12 protein-coding genes and 2 pseudogenes are annotated in these 17984 nt (G+C 58.1%); 3 read left to right on the top strand and 11 right to left on the bottom strand.

Going from position 1 to position 17984, the window contains the following annotated elements; all coding sequences use genetic code 11:
- Window positions 1-56 precede the first annotated feature (56 nt).
- A pseudogene (istA, locus tag WN73_RS14395) lies at window positions 57-1026 on the bottom strand (IS21 family transposase); the annotation flags it as partial.
- Between the two features lie 1011 nt (window positions 1027-2037).
- Here istA and WN73_RS44640 point away from each other — a divergent pair.
- Genes WN73_RS44640 through WN73_RS44645 form a run of 3 tightly spaced genes read left to right on the top strand, consistent with a single transcriptional unit; the run spans window position 2038 to window position 4249 of the window.
- Window positions 2038-2364: a GNAT family N-acetyltransferase gene (locus tag WN73_RS44640; RefSeq protein WP_442870093.1), complete on the top strand. Its 327-nt coding sequence runs from the start codon at window positions 2038-2040 to the stop codon at window positions 2362-2364.
- Between the two features lie 48 nt (window positions 2365-2412).
- Window positions 2413-3552, top strand: a complete 1140-nt coding sequence (locus WN73_RS14400; RefSeq protein ID WP_271553382.1) for a histidine decarboxylase — start codon at window positions 2413-2415, stop codon at window positions 3550-3552.
- Window positions 3553-3589: 37 nt separating this feature from the next.
- Window positions 3590-4249 (top strand): helix-turn-helix domain-containing protein, encoded by a 660-nt coding sequence (locus tag WN73_RS44645; RefSeq protein WP_442870094.1) that lies wholly within the window; start codon window positions 3590-3592, stop codon window positions 4247-4249.
- A gap of 138 nt (window positions 4250-4387) precedes the next feature.
- Here WN73_RS44645 and acs read toward each other — a convergent pair whose 3' ends face one another.
- The 10 genes and pseudogenes from acs to WN73_RS14450 all read right to left on the bottom strand — a co-directional run bounded on the left by acs (window position 4388) and on the right by WN73_RS14450 (window position 17945).
- Window positions 4388-6379 carry an acetate--CoA ligase gene (gene acs / locus WN73_RS14405; protein WP_271553383.1) on the bottom strand — a complete coding sequence of 664 codons (1992 nt, stop codon included), beginning with the start codon at window positions 6377-6379 and terminating at the stop codon, window positions 4388-4390.
- 148 nt (window positions 6380-6527) lie between these two features.
- Entirely contained in the window at window positions 6528-7073 is a 546-nt protein-coding gene (locus tag WN73_RS14410; RefSeq protein WP_271553385.1) for an adenylate kinase family protein, read from the bottom strand.
- 59 nt (window positions 7074-7132) lie between these two features.
- A complete protein-coding gene (locus WN73_RS14415) occupies window positions 7133-8836 on the bottom strand; it encodes a methyl-accepting chemotaxis protein (protein ID WP_271553386.1) in 1704 nt (567 codons plus the stop codon).
- Window positions 8837-9478: 642 nt separating this feature from the next.
- Window positions 9479-10141, bottom strand: coding sequence for a helix-turn-helix domain-containing protein (locus tag WN73_RS14420; RefSeq protein ID WP_271553387.1), 663 nt, complete (start codon window positions 10139-10141; stop codon window positions 9479-9481).
- 81 nt (window positions 10142-10222) lie between these two features.
- Window positions 10223-12544 (bottom strand): N,N-dimethylformamidase beta subunit family domain-containing protein, encoded by a 2322-nt coding sequence (locus tag WN73_RS14425; RefSeq protein WP_271553389.1) that lies wholly within the window; start codon window positions 12542-12544, stop codon window positions 10223-10225.
- A gap of 32 nt (window positions 12545-12576) precedes the next feature.
- On the bottom strand, window positions 12577-14265 hold the full coding sequence (locus WN73_RS14430) for a branched-chain amino acid ABC transporter permease (protein ID WP_271553390.1): 1689 nt from the start codon (window positions 14263-14265) through the stop codon (window positions 12577-12579).
- Between the two features lies 1 nt (window position 14266).
- On the bottom strand, window positions 14267-15166 hold the full coding sequence (locus tag WN73_RS14435) for a branched-chain amino acid ABC transporter permease (RefSeq protein WP_271553391.1): 900 nt from the start codon (window positions 15164-15166) through the stop codon (window positions 14267-14269).
- Window position 15167: 1 nt separating this feature from the next.
- A complete protein-coding gene (locus WN73_RS14440) occupies window positions 15168-15893 on the bottom strand; it encodes an ABC transporter ATP-binding protein (RefSeq protein WP_271553393.1) in 726 nt (241 codons plus the stop codon).
- Window positions 15886-16551: pseudogene (locus tag WN73_RS14445) on the bottom strand (ABC transporter ATP-binding protein); the annotation flags it as partial. The pseudogene WN73_RS14445 and the gene WN73_RS14440, both read right to left, overlap by 8 nt.
- Before the next feature lie 104 nt (window positions 16552-16655).
- Window positions 16656-17945, bottom strand: a complete 1290-nt coding sequence (locus WN73_RS14450) for an ABC transporter substrate-binding protein (protein WP_271553395.1) — start codon at window positions 17943-17945, stop codon at window positions 16656-16658.
- Between the last annotated feature and the right edge of the window lie 39 nt (window positions 17946-17984).

Here is a 17984-nt window from a genome sequence, read left to right on the forward strand (position 1 = left end):
ACACCCGCCTCGATACGCCGCCTATCTCACTCCGTCATCACCCAGCTTCCCGCATAGCTCCAGTTCTCCTCCCAGTGCCTCAAGAACTCGTTCTGCGCCTCCAGCGTCTCGAAGCGCCGTCCGGCCAGCGCGGTGCCCTGGGTATGTTGAATCGCATTCTCGACGCATCCTTTCCGATTGGGATCGGCCACCCGCGCAGGATCGGCGACCACGGCGTAATGAGCCAGCATCGCGCTGTAAATCGGGTTGAGCTCGGGCTCGTACAAATCCGGCTTGAGGACGCCTTCCTTCAGGTTGTCGAGCACGACATAGCTGGGGACCCCGCCAAAATATCGGAACGCCTCTTCGTGGAGCTGCGCCCAGATTTGTTGGCTGGACTTCCAGACCACCCGCCGGAAGCTCCGCCGCGAGTAGCGCAGCGTCATCACGAACAGGCGGGGACGACGGTACCGCCCACTCTTCGGATCAACCGTCGGCGCGCCCTCGCCATAATCGACCTGAGCTTCTTCGCCGGGGAGGAACTCAAGGCGATCAAACTGCTCGGGATCGGCGTGCCGCAACGTGCGCACAAACCGTTTGACGCTCTGGTAGCTGGACGGAAAGCCAAATCGATCGACCATGTCCTGGTAAATCGCCTGCGCATTCCGCTTCAGGCGGACCTGTTCTTCGATCCATGCCCGATGCGGTTCGCAGGCCGAGCGGGCCTGGCTGCCGGTGACCGTCGCTCCCGACACCCCAAAAGCCGGTGGTCGGGGTGGAGGAATTTGGCCGTCCACGCTCACCGGGCCGGTGGTCACTTCCCCGGGGGAATTTGCCTCCGCACCAGCCCACAGCGCCCGGTAACGCCGGATCGTCTTGCGATCGACCCCCGTCAGCCTGTGGATCTCGCGCTGGCTGGCGTTGCGATCGAGTAACGTAAATACCGTGCTTTGCAGGTGTGGCTTCAAGACGTTCAACTCCCCGGTCCCCTTGCTGGCTAAAGGGACCGAAAGTAAACGTCCTGCCTGACCGGCTACCGCTGTTCAGCGGCGCTGACGGCGATCATCAGGTGGGGGAATTTCAAGTGACCATACCCGGGGGATTTTGACCGACCCACGGGGCCAAGGCGATTGCGTCGACTTCCGTCTGAGAGCGAAGCCTAAGCCGAAGTTGCCGGATCGTCATACGCATCTCGCGCACCTGCCGCATGACACCCCTCCTCGTCGGCATCCAATTCTCGAAGCTGGTTCCCGCCCGAGAAGTGTATCAACGAACGGGCTTCACACCATCCGAAACTGCGCGCGATCATTTCGGAACGATGCGCGCCATCAAATCGGTACGGTGTGCGCGATGACCTCGGCATCGCCACTCCATCCTCTTTCTCGTCGCGGCCACCGCCGCCCGCTACGACAAACGCCACAAAGAGTCACGCAACAGGTTGATCGCCGCTGGAAACGAAAAATGGTCATTCGCATCGCGCCTGCCCGAAAGCTTCTCGTCCGCCTCAACGCCAAAGCTCGTTGCGCCTACCTCTTACGCCAATGCAACTTGACAACAGAGATAATCGCTCATTCCGGCGTCACGTCGTTTGGCCTGCGGGCGCAGCCGAGCTCGGGTCGAGAATGCCACACGTTGGCCGCTGCGGAACCTTTCTTGTCGCGAACACGACATCGGTCACAAAGGAATCACGACAAATCTCGCAGTTTGTTGTGGCCTGGTCCTTGCACAAACGCTCGGGCAGTCGACCAGCTACTGGCCGTTGGACATCGAGGAATTCAATACATGAGACATACCGAGGATGGGGTGCCCTCCATCAGACCGGCAGGGGTCAACGAACGGGGGCGCGTCAATGCCATTCTAAAGACGGCTTTCGCTACGTGCCCCCTATTGCGGTGGCTCTACCCCGAACCAGAGCGATACCTCCAGCACGTGGACGCGTTCATCGAACATTATTGCGGCGATCCTTACAAGGAGCAAAGCGCTGCGTACGCTGAGGACGGAGATAAGGCCGCACTACTGTGGCAGAGTGAAAACGCGGACCGGGATAACGCCCGGCTAATGAGTTTCCTTCTTAGTAGCGTACCATCAGACCGACGCTCTGAAACCGAGCGAGTGTTCCAGTGCTTTGACAAACATCACCCGCAGGGGCCTCTCTGGTACATCACAATGGTCGCCGTTGACCCCATGCATCAGCGCCAGGGGTTCGGAGGCCTCCTACTTCGGTACGTAACGAGACTATCAGATACGGCGAAACGGAAGATCTATCTCGAGGCGACGAGCACGGCTGCAGTGCGGCTTTATGAGCGGCACGGCTGGACGGTTTTGAGTGAAGTGCAACTTGGACGGTCTCCGCCCTTCTTTCCAATGCTACGCGAACCGCGGTAGCTCACAGCGTTCCGAATGAAAGAAAACATAACGTGTTGCAGGGTCCCAATGCTTGATGCCCACTCTCAAAATCGACTGGACGAACTATTTGACTCAATGAACGAAGCCAACAAGTCTTTCCTAGGCTATCCTTTCGCGAAGGACTTCAACTATGAAGGTTTGCTTCGATTCATGAAGCTAACAGGTAATAACTTAGGCGATCCTTTTACGCCCGGAACTTATCGCGTTAGCTCGAAGGAGTTCGAGTGCGAGGTCGTCGAGTTCTTTGCCCATTTATTCCGGGCGCCTTTCGATGATTTTTGGGGCTATGTGACCAATGGCGGCACCGAGGGGAATATCTATGGAATGTATCTCGGTCGCGAAATGTACCCTAATGGCATCGCATACTTCTCACGCGATACTCACTATAGCGTGAGCAAAGCGGTGCGCCTACTCGGACTATCACATTCGCTGGTACGCTCGCAGCCGAGCGGTGAGATATGCTACGAGCACTTGGCAGAGGTAGCTGCTCGCGCCAAAAACCGAGCTGCCATCGTAGTGGCGAATATTGGTACGACCATGAAGGAGGGCAAGGATAATGTTCGGCGGATTCGTGAAACTTTGGTCGACGCTGGAATCAAGGACATCTACATCCATTCGGACGCTGCGCTCTGCGGGCCGTATGCACCGTTCCTCGCTGCGAAGCCCGCCTTTGACTTCGGCGACGGTGCCGATTCGATAACGCTAAGTGGCCATAAATTCCTTGGCGCCCCTATGCCATGCGGCGTGGTCCTAGCGCGTCGACAGAACGTCCAACGCGTGCTCCAGCGCATTGACTATATCGGCGCTGCCGATACCACTTTGAGCGGATCACGTAGCGCTCAAACTCCAATCATTCTCTGGTATGCAATCCGAAGCTTGGGCGTTGACGGCATTAAGGAGGCATTTGCCCGATGCGAGCGACTAGCCGGGGAGGTTGTCGATGAGCTAGATTCAATAGACGTGAGCGCTTGGCGTAATCCCGAAGCGCTTACTGTTGTTTTCCCACCAGTGGAGGACTCGATCAAGAGCAAATGGCAACTCGCGACGCAAGATGTCAGCCATCTGGTCGTCACACCGGGTACAACCAAACGACAACTCGATATGCTAATTCAAGCAATCACTAAAAGCCGTCGGCTATCGCCGCGGCAGGTTACCGCGACGGCCTAGGTGATCTGGTTCCTATAGGAGAAGTGGTTTGACGAGAATGAATGGGGCGCTCAACAAGGGCCCCGTCGAGGTTGTAAGCTGCAAATCGAGGAAAGGGCATCCGCGATCGTCCAACGGACACGCGGGCGGAGCGACAATTAGCGAGAGAGTTGGAGCGGCGATCAGACAAGCCAGATTGCAACGGAGGCTTACCCTAGCCGAAGTTGCATCTGCAGCGAGAATTTCAGTTCCGATGCTTAGCCGGTTTGAGACCGGAAGATCTGCGGTCGGACTTGAAGTACTGGAGCGCATATGTGCGGCGTTCGGAGTTGAGCTGCCCAGCTTGCTGAGCGATAGCAGTGGCTCGCGTTTTGATGCTCAAATTGTGAACGTCACCGATGGACTAAACAGCAATAAGTTCGGTGATCGGTCCGGCTATAGCTGCCGCTTACTCGTACCCTGTGAAGAGCCTCCGAAAGGCTTTACGCCCTTTCTGGTCGACATCGGGCGGCCCTGTCGAAGCTATCCGAACCGTCGACACGGCAATTTGGAGTTCATTTACATGCTAAAGGGGCGCATGGAATACCGTGTCGGGGATCGGACATTTAACCTAAAGCCGGGTGATGCATTCACATTCTCTGGCGACCTTCTCCATGGTCCGGAACGATTGATCGCTGATCACGTACAATTTCTCGCAATAGTGATGCACACGAATTAGGTCCAAAGACCGCGCTCAGATCAGTCTTCGATTGCGCCGCGGATCCGTCGAATTGAGTAAGAGAACACGAACAGGCATCTTCGACACAGAGGATGGAAGTTGCCCCCGCGGCCAGCGCGAGGGGCGCACGCGCGTTCGTCATCGAATGTCAGATGCTTCGGCAGCAGCGTGCCGCCTGTTCTGCCGGTTCTTGACGAGGTCATCGACCACGGCGGGATCGGCCAAGGTCGAGGTGTCGCCCAGGCTCCCCGGTTCGTCCTCGGCGATCTTGCGCAGGATGCGGCGCATGATCTTGCCGGAGCGGGTCTTGGGCAGGCCGGGCGAGAACTGGATCTGGTCGGGCGCGGCGATCGGGCCGATCTCCTTGCGCACCCAGGTCACGAGCTCCTTGCGCAGCTCGTCGCTCGGCTCGACGCCGGCCATCAGGGTGACATAGGCGTAGATGCCCTGTCCCTTGATGTCGTGCGGGTAGCCGACCACGGCCGCTTCCGAGACCTTCTCATGCGCGACAAGTGCGCTCTCGACTTCGGCGGTGCCCATACGATGGCCGGAGACGTTGATGACGTCGTCGACGCGGCCGGTGATCCAGTAATAGCCGTCGGCGTCGCGGCGGCAGCCGTCGCCGGTGAAGTACTTGCCCTTGTAGGTCGAGAAATAGGTCTGCTCGAAGCGCGCGTGGTCGCCGTAGACCGTGCGCATCTGGCCGGGCCATGAGCGGGTAAGACAGAGATTGCCGGTGGTCTCGCCTTCCAGCACCTTGCCGTCGGCGTCGACGATCTCGGGCGCCACGCCGAAGAACGGCTGCGTCGCAGAACCCGGCTTGAGCTTGGTCGCGCCCGGCAGCGGCGTGATCAGGATGCCGCCGGTCTCGGTCTGCCACCAGGTGTCGACGATCGGGCAGCGGTCGTCGCCGACGACGCGGTGATACCACTCCCAGGCTTCCGGATTGATGGGCTCGCCGACCGAGCCGAGCAGGCGGAGCGAGGCGCGCGACGTCTTCTTCACGGGCTCGTCGCCCGACTGCATCAACGCGCGGGTCGCCGTCGGCGCGGTGTAGAAGATGTTGACCTTGTGCTTGTCGATGACGCTCCAGAAGCGCGAATTGTCCGGGTAATTCGGCACGCCTTCGAACATCAGCGTGGTCGCGCCGTTGGCGAGCGGTCCGTAGAGAATGTAGCTGTGGCCGGTGACCCAGCCGACGTCGGCCGTGCACCAGTAGATATCGCCCTCGTGATAGTCGAAGACGTATTGATGCGTCATCGAAGCGAACACGAGATAGCCGCCCGAGGTGTGCAGCACGCCCTTGGGCTGGCCGGTCGAGCCCGACGTGTAGAGGATGAACAGCGGGTCCTCGGCGTGCATGTGCTCGACCGGGCATTCGGTCGTCACCATCGCCGCCGCCTCGTGATACCAGAGGTCGCGCGTCGGGTTCATGTCGACCTTGCCGCCGGTGCGCTTGACCACGACGACCCAGTCGACGCCGTCGGCCTTGGCGAGCGCTGCGTCGACATCGGCCTTTAGTGGCACCTTCCTGCCGCCGCGCAGGCCTTCATCCGCCGTGATGATGACCTTGGACTGGCAGTCGTTGATGCGCTGCGCGAGTGAATCAGGCGAGAAGCCCGCGAACACCACCGAATGGATCGCGCCGATCCGCGCGCAGGCCAGCATCGCGTAGGCCGCTTCCGGAATCATCGGCAGATAGATGGTGACGCGATCGCCTTTCTTGACGTTGCGGGTGCGCAGGATGTTGGCCATCCGGCAGACCTCGTCGTGCAGCTCCTTGTAGGTGATGTGCTTGGACTGCGAGGGATCGTCGCCTTCCCAGATGATCGCGGTCTGGTTGCCGCGCTTGTGCAGATGCCGGTCGATGCAATTATGGGCGACGTTGAGAATTCCGTCCTCGAACCATTTGATCGAGATGTTGCCGGGCGCGAAGGAGACGTTCTCGATCTTGGTCGGCGCGTGCATCCAGTCGATACGTTTGGCCTGCTCGGCCCAGAACGCGTTCGGGTCCGCGATCGAGCGGGCATACATGTCCTTGTACTTGGCCTGGTCGACCCAGGCCCGCTTGGCCCATTCCGCCGGTATGTCATAGATCCTATCGGCCGTTACTCCGAACTGCTTAACCATCGTATCCTCCCTACAGCCGGCAGCATGAGCGAAGCGTATGGCGCCATGCCGATCGTTGATCTTGTCGCGGCAAGGTCCTTCAATGGCAGGAACACGACAGCTCGTGCGTCGTCCACATGCGCAACTTTCACTGCTTACTTTCGGCTCTCTAGAGCCGCACGCCAATTATCTCGAAAAGTGCCGCCGCAACAATGTTAGCGGGTTGCGACGCGTCGAGGCTCGTTAGAAGGTCTTTCGCTTGATAATAATCAGTGAGATCCTTGCCAACCCCGGAGAGGCTACCGAGCTTTGGCTGCTGTCGCTTCCCATCGTTTACGACCTGCGGTGCCATTTTCTCGCGACGGCTTAAGATACCGTCGACAAACAGGACGACGCGATCGATCTCAAGGGCTTCTTCAAGCATCAATCTATCGAGTGCAATTGCCTGCTCGACGGTTCGCGGCAATCGATCCAGAATGAACCCTTTTTCCGTGCCAGAGCACAACAAACTGTGACGGAGAGCCAAGGTAAATGCGTCACTCGGGGTGCGGGCCTCACGCTCTCCACTAGATGTTAATCCTTTCCCGGCTGAGCCACGCTCCCCTTCGGCAACCAACACGCTGTCGGCAGACAAGTACGGAAGCCCTAAACATTGGCTCAATTGGGCGGCCTGCGCTCCGGTCGGAGCCCCTTGGCTCAGCAGAATTATTCTCATCAGGTGTTGCTTTGTGAGACGATGGGAAATGTTGTGCGCCAGAGAGAAGTTGCCAGTCGTTACGAACCACGTACCGAGGTGAGAAAGCTATCAACCTCGCTTTTGAGTCGACAACTTTCGGCTGAAAGCGAGCGAGCAGCAGCTAGCACTTCAGAGGATGCCGAGCCCGTGTCGTTTGCTTCTTGACGCACCGTGGCAACGTTGACTGATACTTGACGGGTTCCGTCGGCAGCCTGCTGCACATTTCGCGAGATCTCGCGCGTTGCGGCACTTTGCTGTTCAACAGCTGCGGCAATTGAGGAGGCGATTTCAGACAATCTCTGGATAGTCTGGCTGATGCGGAGGATCGCGCTGACCGACTCTTGCGTTGCGGTCTGGATATCGGAGATCTGCTCGCCGATATCGCCCGTCGCTTTCGCGGTTTGCTCGGCCAATGCCTTGACCTCGTTTGCAACGACCGCAAATCCGCTGCCTATGTCCCCCGCTCGCGCCGCCTCAATCGTCGCATTGAGAGCCAGTAGATTGGTCTGAGCTGCGATGCTGTTGATGAGCCCGACAACATCGCTGATCCGCGTCGCTGCCTTGGACAGCTCGCCGACGCGGTTCGTCGTCGATTTCGCCTGCGCGACTGCTTCCCCGGCCAGGTTTGCCGATTCCTGGACTTGGCGGCTGATCTCGTTGATCGAAGCGGAAAGCTGTTCCGCCGCCGAAGCAACCGACTGCACGTTGTGCGATGCCTCCTCTGATGAGCTCGCGACGACGATCGACAAATCACGCGCATGCTGCGCGGATCTTGTGAGGCTGTTTGCCGATGCCTCCAGCTCGGTCGACGCTGAGGAGACGGTGTCCACCACCTGGCCGACGGCACCTTCGAACTGCGCGGCCAGATGCTGCATCTCTCGTCTGCGTTGCTCTTGCGCCGACCTCTCTTGCTCGCCCTTCTCGAAGGCTTCTTGCCTCGCCTTGTTCAGCAGCATTCGGTTGACACCCTCGACGCCTCTCGCCGCGTCACCGATCTCATCACGTCGACGAAACTCCGTAAAATCGACCTGCTCACCGTTGGCCATACGGCCTAAGAGATGCACCAGTTGAGCCAGCGGCCGCGCTATGCCGAATATGCCCAATGCGAGTGCCGCGCCAATCGCGATCACGCTGGCGATCGTTGCCAGAATGACAACGAACCGGATCTCTGAAGTCACTTCATCATGTTGCTGCTCTGCTTTGAGCTTCGCGAACGCGACGACATCTTCAACCAATGTAGCCTGGGATGCGACGGCGCCCTGCAGAGCTGTGTTGCATTGTCCGCGCATTTTTGCTGCAGATTTGGCGTTATCCGAGCCCGCTGCGGAAAGGGCCGTTGTAAACTCAATGGCCCGGCGGCACACGGTAAGCGCTCGGCGGAATTCGTCACTTCTTTGGCCGATTGCCGCAGCCCTTTCGGGCAGGGCCGACTGCACTTCCTCGAGCGCCTGCAATACGCTGCTCGACTTTTCCTGCGCCAACGCGAGCAATTGGGATTTGTTGCCATCCGTCAGTTCAGTCAGAAGCTCAAATGAGGTCGCCCTGTATGTCTCGGCTCGGGTGGCAACGCGTGCTACCATGCTCGCTGATGTATCGATCCTGGTCACGATATCGGAATAGGCCCAATCGATCGCCAACATTCGCAGCGCCATGTAAGCAACCAAGCCTGCCATGACGGTTCCTAGCCCAAGAGCGATCAGGGCGACCTTTCCGGGCATACGCATGTTTTCAAGCCGTGGCATCGTTGATTCGGCCCTCAGTAAAAAAAGAGAGGGCCAATCGGCCCTCTAGTCTGGAGGAAACTCGGATCGACCTGATCGGAACTTGCATGTCGTTGTCTCTTCGAATGATCGTGCAGAAAATCACGCGTGGACACATCCACGATTGGACATGACCTCGCGCTGGGCGCTCGGTTGTAGTTCGCGCGTCCCTGCTGTGCGGCTCGGGAATGAGCCCTGCTGGAATTCCTAGTCAGGGATCAACGTTGGGAGGGACGGACGCTGCCTGCGCGTGCCGGATGTTTGAGCATTGCGCTGTTGGCCTCGGTGGTTTTCCTGCCCAAGATTGTGGTCCCGTTGGCGGTGATCGACGATCGACGTTCCGCTCTTGTTGGCCGAGAGTACCGGCAGGTTTGTCATACACCCTTGTTGCATAATGCGCAAGAGATTGTGATGTGGTGCAAGTCGATTTGATCTGGCCCGGATAACGTGAGATCGATGAGGAGGTGAGCTGTGCGAAAAAAAAAGCGAGGACGCTGAGGTCCTCGCAGTCAGAGGGAACGCCCGATTGATCAACTCGCCGCTCGCGAGACCAGAGGTCGCCAGTGCGAGGTGTTGCGAAAAAGAGGTCCCGACACGCGCGCAGGAGAACCACGCAGCGTCGTACTATTCGGCATAGAAAATGATTGTGATGAACTGGATCCGATCATCCAGGAGCTTTTCTGGCCCGTGGAGCACATTGCCGGAAAAAGTGAACGCGTCACCTGGCTCTATAAGGAAGGTTTTGTCACCAAAGCGGTATTCCATCCGTCCGCTCAGCATGTAGATAAACTCGGTGCCCGGATGCTGAAAGCGCGGATAGCTTTCGCTTTCCTTGTCCATGTCGATCAGAAAGGGCTCGAAAATCTTGCGAGGGCCCTTGTTATAAGAGAGCAGCCGATAGGTGTGCCCGTGCTTCGTTCCTGAGCGGACCACCTCCATCTGATGGCCCGCCTTGATCAACTGTGCGCTTCCGCTGCTTTGTTCCACTTCACGAAAGAGCGTCGAGAGGTCCGTGCCCAGGGCGATGCAGATGCGCTCAAGCAGCGGAAGGCTCACCGTGGACAGTCCGTTCTCAAACCGGCTGATCATGGGAACGGATATGTTTGCTGCCGACGCCAATTCCGTCAGTTTCAACCCCCGCTCGAGCCGGGCACGTCGTATGGCTGCACCCATGCGCTCGTCGATCGGCGCTTTTGCAATTGCCTCCTCTGCAGGAGGATTGGCAGCCTTGACCGTGGTTTTCTTAACCTGTCGACTCTTGTGGGCCGCTCTTTTTGTTTTGCTCACGTTCTTTGTCCTGACCGTTGAGGCGTCTTGTAAGCCCCTGCCTAAACATTGGGGATGGGACGAAGGTTTGGCTGGTCTTGATTATCGCCACTGCTTCTCCTCGCTGATCCAGAGAGATCCCGGCAGCGGTCCAGCCTTGATGAATGCATCAACGACGTTGCTGAGGAGTCGAGACACATTATTATCGAAGTTCCTCGCCGGCAGCGCCTGACCAAACGCGATCGAGCCACCGCAGAACACTGCACCGTCGTTGGGAGCGTTGAAGAAGGTGATATCGCCTCGAATCCTGTAGTCTTGGCTACCTGCAAGCCCGGGATAAGGATAGAGAATTTCCTCAATCGAGAGCATGTAGTTATCGCTATGACCGCCTGAGGACGCCAAGATCTTGGTGTGGGGGGGCGTTCCCAAGCTTAGATCATAGCGATCGAGCTCAAGGCCCGCCGCACCACCATAGGCAAGTCCCTCCTCGCCGATCAGTTCGCCCTCTATCCCTTCCATGATCCAAGAGACCTGGCGATGATAGCTGTCCGGCATCCGCCGATAGGGGCGGCTGGTCTCGAATCCTTCTGCGATGAAGCCGATGCCTACCAGTTTCTGGGGTGGACGGCCCAGGTTCTTCCACAGCCCGCTCTTCTGACCGGTCGACGCCAGGTAGTGCTCCCCTGGTCTCGCATTCCATGCTCTCATGCCCGAATCAAGTTTCCGAACCTCCATCGTCCAGGGCTCGTCTTCCCGGAAAGCTACGTTCCAATAAAAGCCGTTGCCACCCATGTAGATGTAGCGGCCACCTCCGGCGATATAGTCCTCCGTGGCATCCAGCATTCGTTCTGAGTAATATTCGGGATGGGTCCCCGTGAGCACGCAACTGTAGGTCTTGAGCGCTTCGACGCCTTCAAGATGCAGATCTTCGTCGGTAAGCACCTCGTAGTCATAGCCCTTGTGCTCAAGCCATCCGATGATCGACAAGTCTGCTGGAAAGGCCCACGGTACCCCCATGCTCGACATACGATGCTTCGGTCGCATGTTCACGATCGGCCGGCGGTATGAACTGTAGCAAACGCCATTGCCGTCCGCCCAGCAATCGTAAGTCGAAAGCCCAAAATCAAGGTTCTTGTACATCTCGACATCGATTTCAGAAACGATCGGGGGCTGCCCCGTCATTGGTTGAATGATGTCAGCATCAAAGCTCAGATGCTCGTTTGCGTAGGCAAGATAGCTTGCGGTCGGCACCAGAAACGCGACTTTAGCCTCGGCGTGTTTGGGGCGGACATAGAATACGACGTATTCTTCGCCGAGGCCCTTGCCGTCGCCCGCTCGCAAACGCATCGCGTAGATCCCAGAGCGCAGTGTTTCGGGCAGCCGGGCCGTCCTTGTCGGCTTCCAATTGCAATCGATCATCGCATCATGATGAAACTCGATCCCACCATATTCGCGGGGCGCCAATCTGAAGCAATCGTTTCGGCCACTCCAATTCCATCCTGTTTGAGCGCGCACAGGCCGGTTATAGCCCTTGGCATGCAGCTTATGAGGGCCGATATCGACAACGGTGTCTCCGATACCCGAATCTGTATATCCCTCGGTCGTGTCCCAATAGGCGACAAGACCGTCAAGCGGTGGGAGTTCTCCCTTCAAAAGCTTCTCGAGCTCGCCACGGCTGAGCGGGCGATCGTAGATACCCGGTCTGTCGATCTTGCCAGAGAAATTTTGCGACACGAACGAGCCACGGAGCTCGTGGAAATCGCGCGAGCCGCCGATCAAAAACGGCGTGTCATCGAGATTTTTCTGCCTGAACCGAAATGTCTCAGCAACATGCGAGCGGTAGTCGATCGGAGCGACGCCTCCGAGCAAGCCATTGTAGCGATTTGTCACTGATTCCTGGTGGATTGTAGCCTTTCCGCTTTTTGCATCGAACGTAGCAGCCACAAAGTACCAGGTCTTTTTCAGCAGGGGTATTTCGGTCTTGAGATAGTCGACCTCATCGCCTCGGCCGAGCCAGAATTCCAGATGGCCTTCCTGATTGATCCCCAGGCAATAGCCAGTGCTCTTGTCGTTATTCCATCGCCCAATGAGGCATTGGCGACGCCCATCCCCAGGCAGTCCAACGAAAACAAACCCGAAGAGCGTCATGCTTCCTTCGAGAGCTAATTTCTTGTGTGGATCCTCAACCGTCAGAAAGGAACCGAGCTGCGTATACTGTTTTTCAACGCGCCAACGGCCATTGGCTTCGCAAGGCACTTCTTCCTCGATAAAGCCCGGTCCCAAGGGGTTTTCATCGCCATGGATGAGTCTCACGAGTTGAGCGTCCGCGGCGGACGTGCCATCCGCGCTGACGTGGAAGGTGACAGCCTCGCCGGGTTTGACCGAAATCCGATCCGTGTAGCCAAACAGCTTGATCTGAGCCATGTGTATGTCCCCGCCTTACAAGATGATCGATATCAGGATTCCAAGAGGTCCTGGACACGCCGCATGAACACGCCGTGGTAAGCCTCGTTTTGGGAGGGATAAAGCTTGTCCTCCACCACACGGGGCGGTACGCCGCGATGACCGGAAAGCGCAACGATCCGGTAAGCTTTGAAGGGCTGCACCACCTGGATCGCATATTTGTCCGGTAGCGGCTGGCGCCGGAAGTAGAGCAGGAGCCGTTCCAGCGCCTCGCTGTGCTGACCAAGAGGGTTGCGCTTGTGTTCCTCGAGCAGTTCGGGACAGACGAGAGACTTCAGGTAGTCGCGCTGTAATTTGTCATAGCGACGCCAATAGACGATGTCCTTGTTGCTGGTTTCAGTGGCTTCTTCGGGTAACATTTCGCCTCCTTTCTCCGCTCGCGCAGAGCGCCGCTCGCTCTTCTTCTTGTCTCTCCAAGCCCGGAACTGCTGCTTGATTCCAAATAATCCGTTCCTGAGATACAGAACGACGAGCAACATGATGATGCCGATGGCAAAGAGCCTGAGAGGTCCCCAACTGATCAAAACCTTGTCCAGGAAGACCACGATCGCCGTTCCGACCACTGCCCCCTCAGCTCTTCCGATGCCGCCGATGACAAGCATCGCTAGGCCCAGCAGGACTGTATCGAAGCTGAAGATTGAGAATCCCACGCCCCGATAATGGGCGGCATAGAAGCCGCCGATGAATCCGAGCGCAATTGAGGACACGACGAATACTTGAATGCGAGCCCGGCGGAAGTCCACCCCCGTGGCCTCTGCGAAGGCTTCCCTCTTTTCGGGGGCCATGCGCAAGAGGCGGCCGAGTCTGCGGCCGTCCACCATGCGGTAGAGCAACAAAGCTCCGCACATCAGCGCGAGCGCTGCGTAGTAGCCCAACATGGACTGATCAAGCGGAGACCATGATTTCGGAACGTAAGTGTCTGCGCCGTAGAGACCGCCGGTTGCGGACCCGAATATCTTCGACTGCACGAAGTACACCCGGCACAACTCATTCAGCCCGAGTGTCAGGAGCGCATAATAAAAACCATCCAGACGGGTCGCTGGAATGGCAATCAAGACTCCGAACAACAACCCGATAATGCTCCCGATGAGCGGAAGGGCCCACCAGGGCAGTCCGAGCGCGATCGACAGCCAGGTCGTGATGAAGGCCGCAGCTCCTACAACCGCGTAGGTCGCAAGTGAAAAGATGCTCGCGGTCCCCAGCACCAGCATCCAGCACAGGTTGATCGCAGCATAGATTCCGAAGAAAGCGCCGGCGGCAAGAAGCGTATTGAGCTGGGACGCCGGAAAGGCCGCCGGGGCGATCATGAGAGCAAGCAGACCGAGCACCCACCAAATCGGGCGCTTATCAACGATCGTCTTTTCGCGCCGCAGGGTCTTTGGATTGTATTCCCCGCGTATATGAAGAATGCGCCGGCGCGTTGGCCAATACCTGATTTTGGTCCAGAGCTTTCCGCCGTGACCTGGCCATTTATAGTAGTAACGCAGCCGTCCAACCGGCAGCAGCGGCACGCTGGATTGGCGCGTCGTTTCCCAGATCTTAGTTGGATCTTTGTACGGTATGGTCGGCACCTCGGGGGCGGCGCCCGCGCCCCCCCATGCCGTCAGAGGGTTGCGCCATACTCGCACCTCGTCCACCGAGCCTTCGGTCATGGCCGCACTATTCGGAACCGGATTGAGCAACTTAGGCCTCCCGTGCCTTGTCCAAGAGACCGGCGATGCCGCGCGGACGAACCAAAATGATCAGAATGATGAGAAGAAACTGCGTCATCAGGACGTATTGGCCGCCGAGCGCCACGGAGGTCATGGCTTCGTTGAGGCCAAGCAGGAGGGCAGCGATCACTGCGCCTGGCACGCTTCCTAACCCGCCGCATAGGGCGATGCTGACGCCCTTGATCATCGGGGTGAGACCGTTGAACGGCTGAATATAATAGGTTTGGGAGAGAAGAACGGCCGACAGGCCAGCGAGGCCACCAGTGATGGCCATCACGTAGAAGCTGGTTCGCCGCACACCGATGCCGACGATCGAAGCGGCATGGGGATTCATCATCATGGCCCGGATTTCGAGACCACGACGGCTCGAGCGCATCCATGTCAGGACGACCAGGAGCATAAGAATCGAGACGACGACGTTGCCGATCTTGTCGGCTGTCAACACCAGCCCAAAAACGGTCAACTTGCTCGCTCCGAAGATCTCCGGCAGACTTTTTGATCGCGGGCCGAACCACCACAGCAGCAATTGACTTCCCATGAGGCTGATTGCGAGAGTTGCAATCATCCCTCGGATGGTGAAATTCGGCTTGTCATGGACGGGGATGAACGCGAGGGCGCAGACAAGAACTCCGCCCAGGGCTCCCGTTGCTATTCCCGCGATCATAATGACTGCGCCGTGCAGGGAACCCGGCGTCCAGGCCGACACATACTGATGCGTTAGCCAGGCGCCGTAGCCAGAGAGGGCAAAGATGAAGCCATAGGCAAGGTTCAACAGGCCGAGGCTGGACCAAGTGATCGATATCCCAATGGCTAGCGTGCCATAGATACAAGCCAGCACGATCGCATTGGATAGGACATATGGCCAGTTCATTTTAGAGATCCCGATTGCTGTTGAGCGTCAGCGCGGCCGAGGCACCACCCTTCAGCTTGCCGACGTGCATACCGATGACGCGATCTACCCTTCCTTCCAACAGGGCGATGTTCTGCTCCGCAATCACCATTGCAGAATCGCTGAGCTCTAGGTTCATCAACGCATCGAGCACGCCTTTGCCGATTTTGGGCGCGAGCCCAAGGGATGGCTCATCCACGAGGAACAGCGATGCTTCCGCCATCAATCCGCGGCCTATGGAGACCATTCGCCGCTCGCCGCCCGAAAGCCGCCCGACCGGAACGTGACTGAGCTTTCGCAGGGGCGGAAAGACATCGTAGATGCGCTTTTTACGCGTGGTGCGCTCCCTCCAGGAACGCGGGGTAAAGGCGCCGGAATCGAGATGCTCTTCGACGGTGAGGCCATGGAAAATTTCATCGCCCTGTGGGATCAAGGCCAGCCCTTGCCTAACAATCTCGTGTGTATAGCGCCCTGGCCCCTGGCTCCTGGTCCGCCCAATCTGCTTTCCATTCAGCACAATCGAACCGCGCTGCCATCCGGTCAGGCCGGCAATCGCATAGAACAGGGTAGTCTTGCCATGGCCATTCAGCCCAACCAATCCGATCCGCTCTCCGGCCTTCACAATGAAGTCCAGATCGTGGATCACGCGAAGCGGTCCCCAGCCCGCCGAAAGGCCCTTCACGCAGAGAATTTCTCGTGCTTCACCCATCGAGCGATCCTTCTTCGACCTCTTCGAAATATGCCGCATGAACTTTGGGGTCGGCGAGAATGTCTGCGAGCGATCCTTCTGAGATGACTTCGCCAGCATCCATCACCATGACCCGGTCGGCGATCGTCTCAAGCAATTCGATGCGATGTTCGACGATGATAATCGCAACGTTCATTTCCTTCGACAACATCCGGATCAAATGATCGATTTCGTCGACCTCTGAATTGATCAGGCCTGCAGCGGGCTCGTCCATCAACAACAGCGCAGGACGGCGCATCAAGAGGCAAGCAAGCAGTAGCTTGCGCCTGTTAAGCGTTTCGAGAGAACTGGTGTGCTCTTCCGCATCGACGTCAAGGCCGACGAGCTCGGCGCCATATTCGGCATCAAAGCGCGTCAGATAGGGTTTGTAAGCCTGCCGCGCAGCCTTGAATGTTTGGCCAACGGTCAATTCGTCCGGCACCACCGGCGTCTGGTAGGTGCGGCCGATTCCAAGGCGAGCTCTTGCGTGAAGCGGCAGCGACGTTACGTCCTCTCCCCGGAAGCGCACAGATCCGGACTTCGGCCTCAAGCGGCCAGAGAGCACTTCGAACAGGCTTGTCTTGCCGGCTCCGTTTGGCCCGATGATCCCCAGCACTTCGCCTGGCGCAACACTCAGGCTGATATTTCTGAGGATCTCTCGCCCGCCCAGATCGAGGGAGATGTTTTCTCCCGCGAAAAGGGCGGGCGGTCGGCGCATCTCGGCGCCGAGCTGCGATGTGTTCACTACGTCCACCATGGTGCAGGCTGCAATTGGGATTCCGAGATCTCGTTCGGAAACACGATTTTGTGCTGGCCGCCTTGCACCTGGACGTAGAGCTGGCTCATGCCCTTCTCGAGTTCCTGGGCCGAGATCGGATTGCCGTCATCCGGGAAGTGGGCGGCTTCCTGATAATCGTTGTTGAGATCCATGTAGCCACACACCCCGCGATAAGGGTGCTGCCGAATCCAATCGCAGACCGCCTTGAAATCCTCCGGCTTGCCGACAGCCTCCCAGGCGAGCTTCAGCCAGTGTGTAATGTCATAGCCATTACCGGTGTAGACGAGCCCCATCGTTCCGGGAAAGCGTGCTTGATAATTTTTGCGGAAGGCTTTTCCGCGTTCATCTGCGTAGACTCCCAACACGGTGGACCAGCAGAAGCCGTTGGCTGAAGATCCAGCCAGTTCCAAAAACTCAGGCTGCGATGGTCCATATTGCAGATAGACGAGCGAATTCTTGACCGGATCGGCAGCGAATTGCTTGCAGAAGGCAGCATATTCGGCAGCAACCCAATGGTCTATCATGATCGTGCCGGCATCCACTTCCTTGAGCTTCTGAATGACCGGTGACCAGTCCTGCACGGGGAATTGAATATCGGTGACCGCCGCCACCTCGAATTTCCCGCGCTTCTTGATCGCCTCCTGAGCGGCCTTGGAGATCGTCTGGCAGTATGCCACCTGCTCCTGCACGATATGAACCTTCCGGTTCTTCGGCTTCCATACGCCACGCTTCTCCTCGTGCTCGAGCCAGAGAGGATAGGTGTGGCCGTAGTGAACCTCGGAAGGGTCAGTTTGGAAGACATGACTGTACTTCTTCGGGTTCGACTTGAAGGCCTCGGTCGCAGCGCGCTGCGTGTTGCCCTGCAGGTACGGGCATCCGTACTTGGCCGATTCATCCATTGCCGGAATTGGCGCGAACACGAAAGCGTTCGAGATCGCATGAACTTTCGCGTCAGCACAGGCTGCGATCGCCTGCTGGCAGCTCTCCGGCGACAGCTTATCGACGTCGGTGACGAACAGCTTCAGCGGACGTCCCAATATTCCGCCGGAAGCGTTGATCTGCTCCATGGCCAGCGTGGTCCCGTTGAGGTGATCGAGATCGTCTGCTACACCAGCTGCCGCCGTCTGCGAGGTTGGCACACCCAGCAAGATGGGTTCGCCCTTGGGCGCCGCGCCCGCCCCCGAAATCCAGGGCATCGCGACAGCCGCGCCGACACCCGCAACCACACTGCGTCTCGTCAACTTCAGTTTCGTCATCACTCCCCTCCTTCAAAAATGCATAATGCGGCAAACGCC

The sequence above is a fragment of the Bradyrhizobium sp. CCBAU 45394 genome (genome assembly GCF_028128655.1).
In the GTDB taxonomy this organism is placed as follows: Bacteria; Pseudomonadota; Alphaproteobacteria; order Rhizobiales; family Xanthobacteraceae; genus Bradyrhizobium; species Bradyrhizobium diazoefficiens.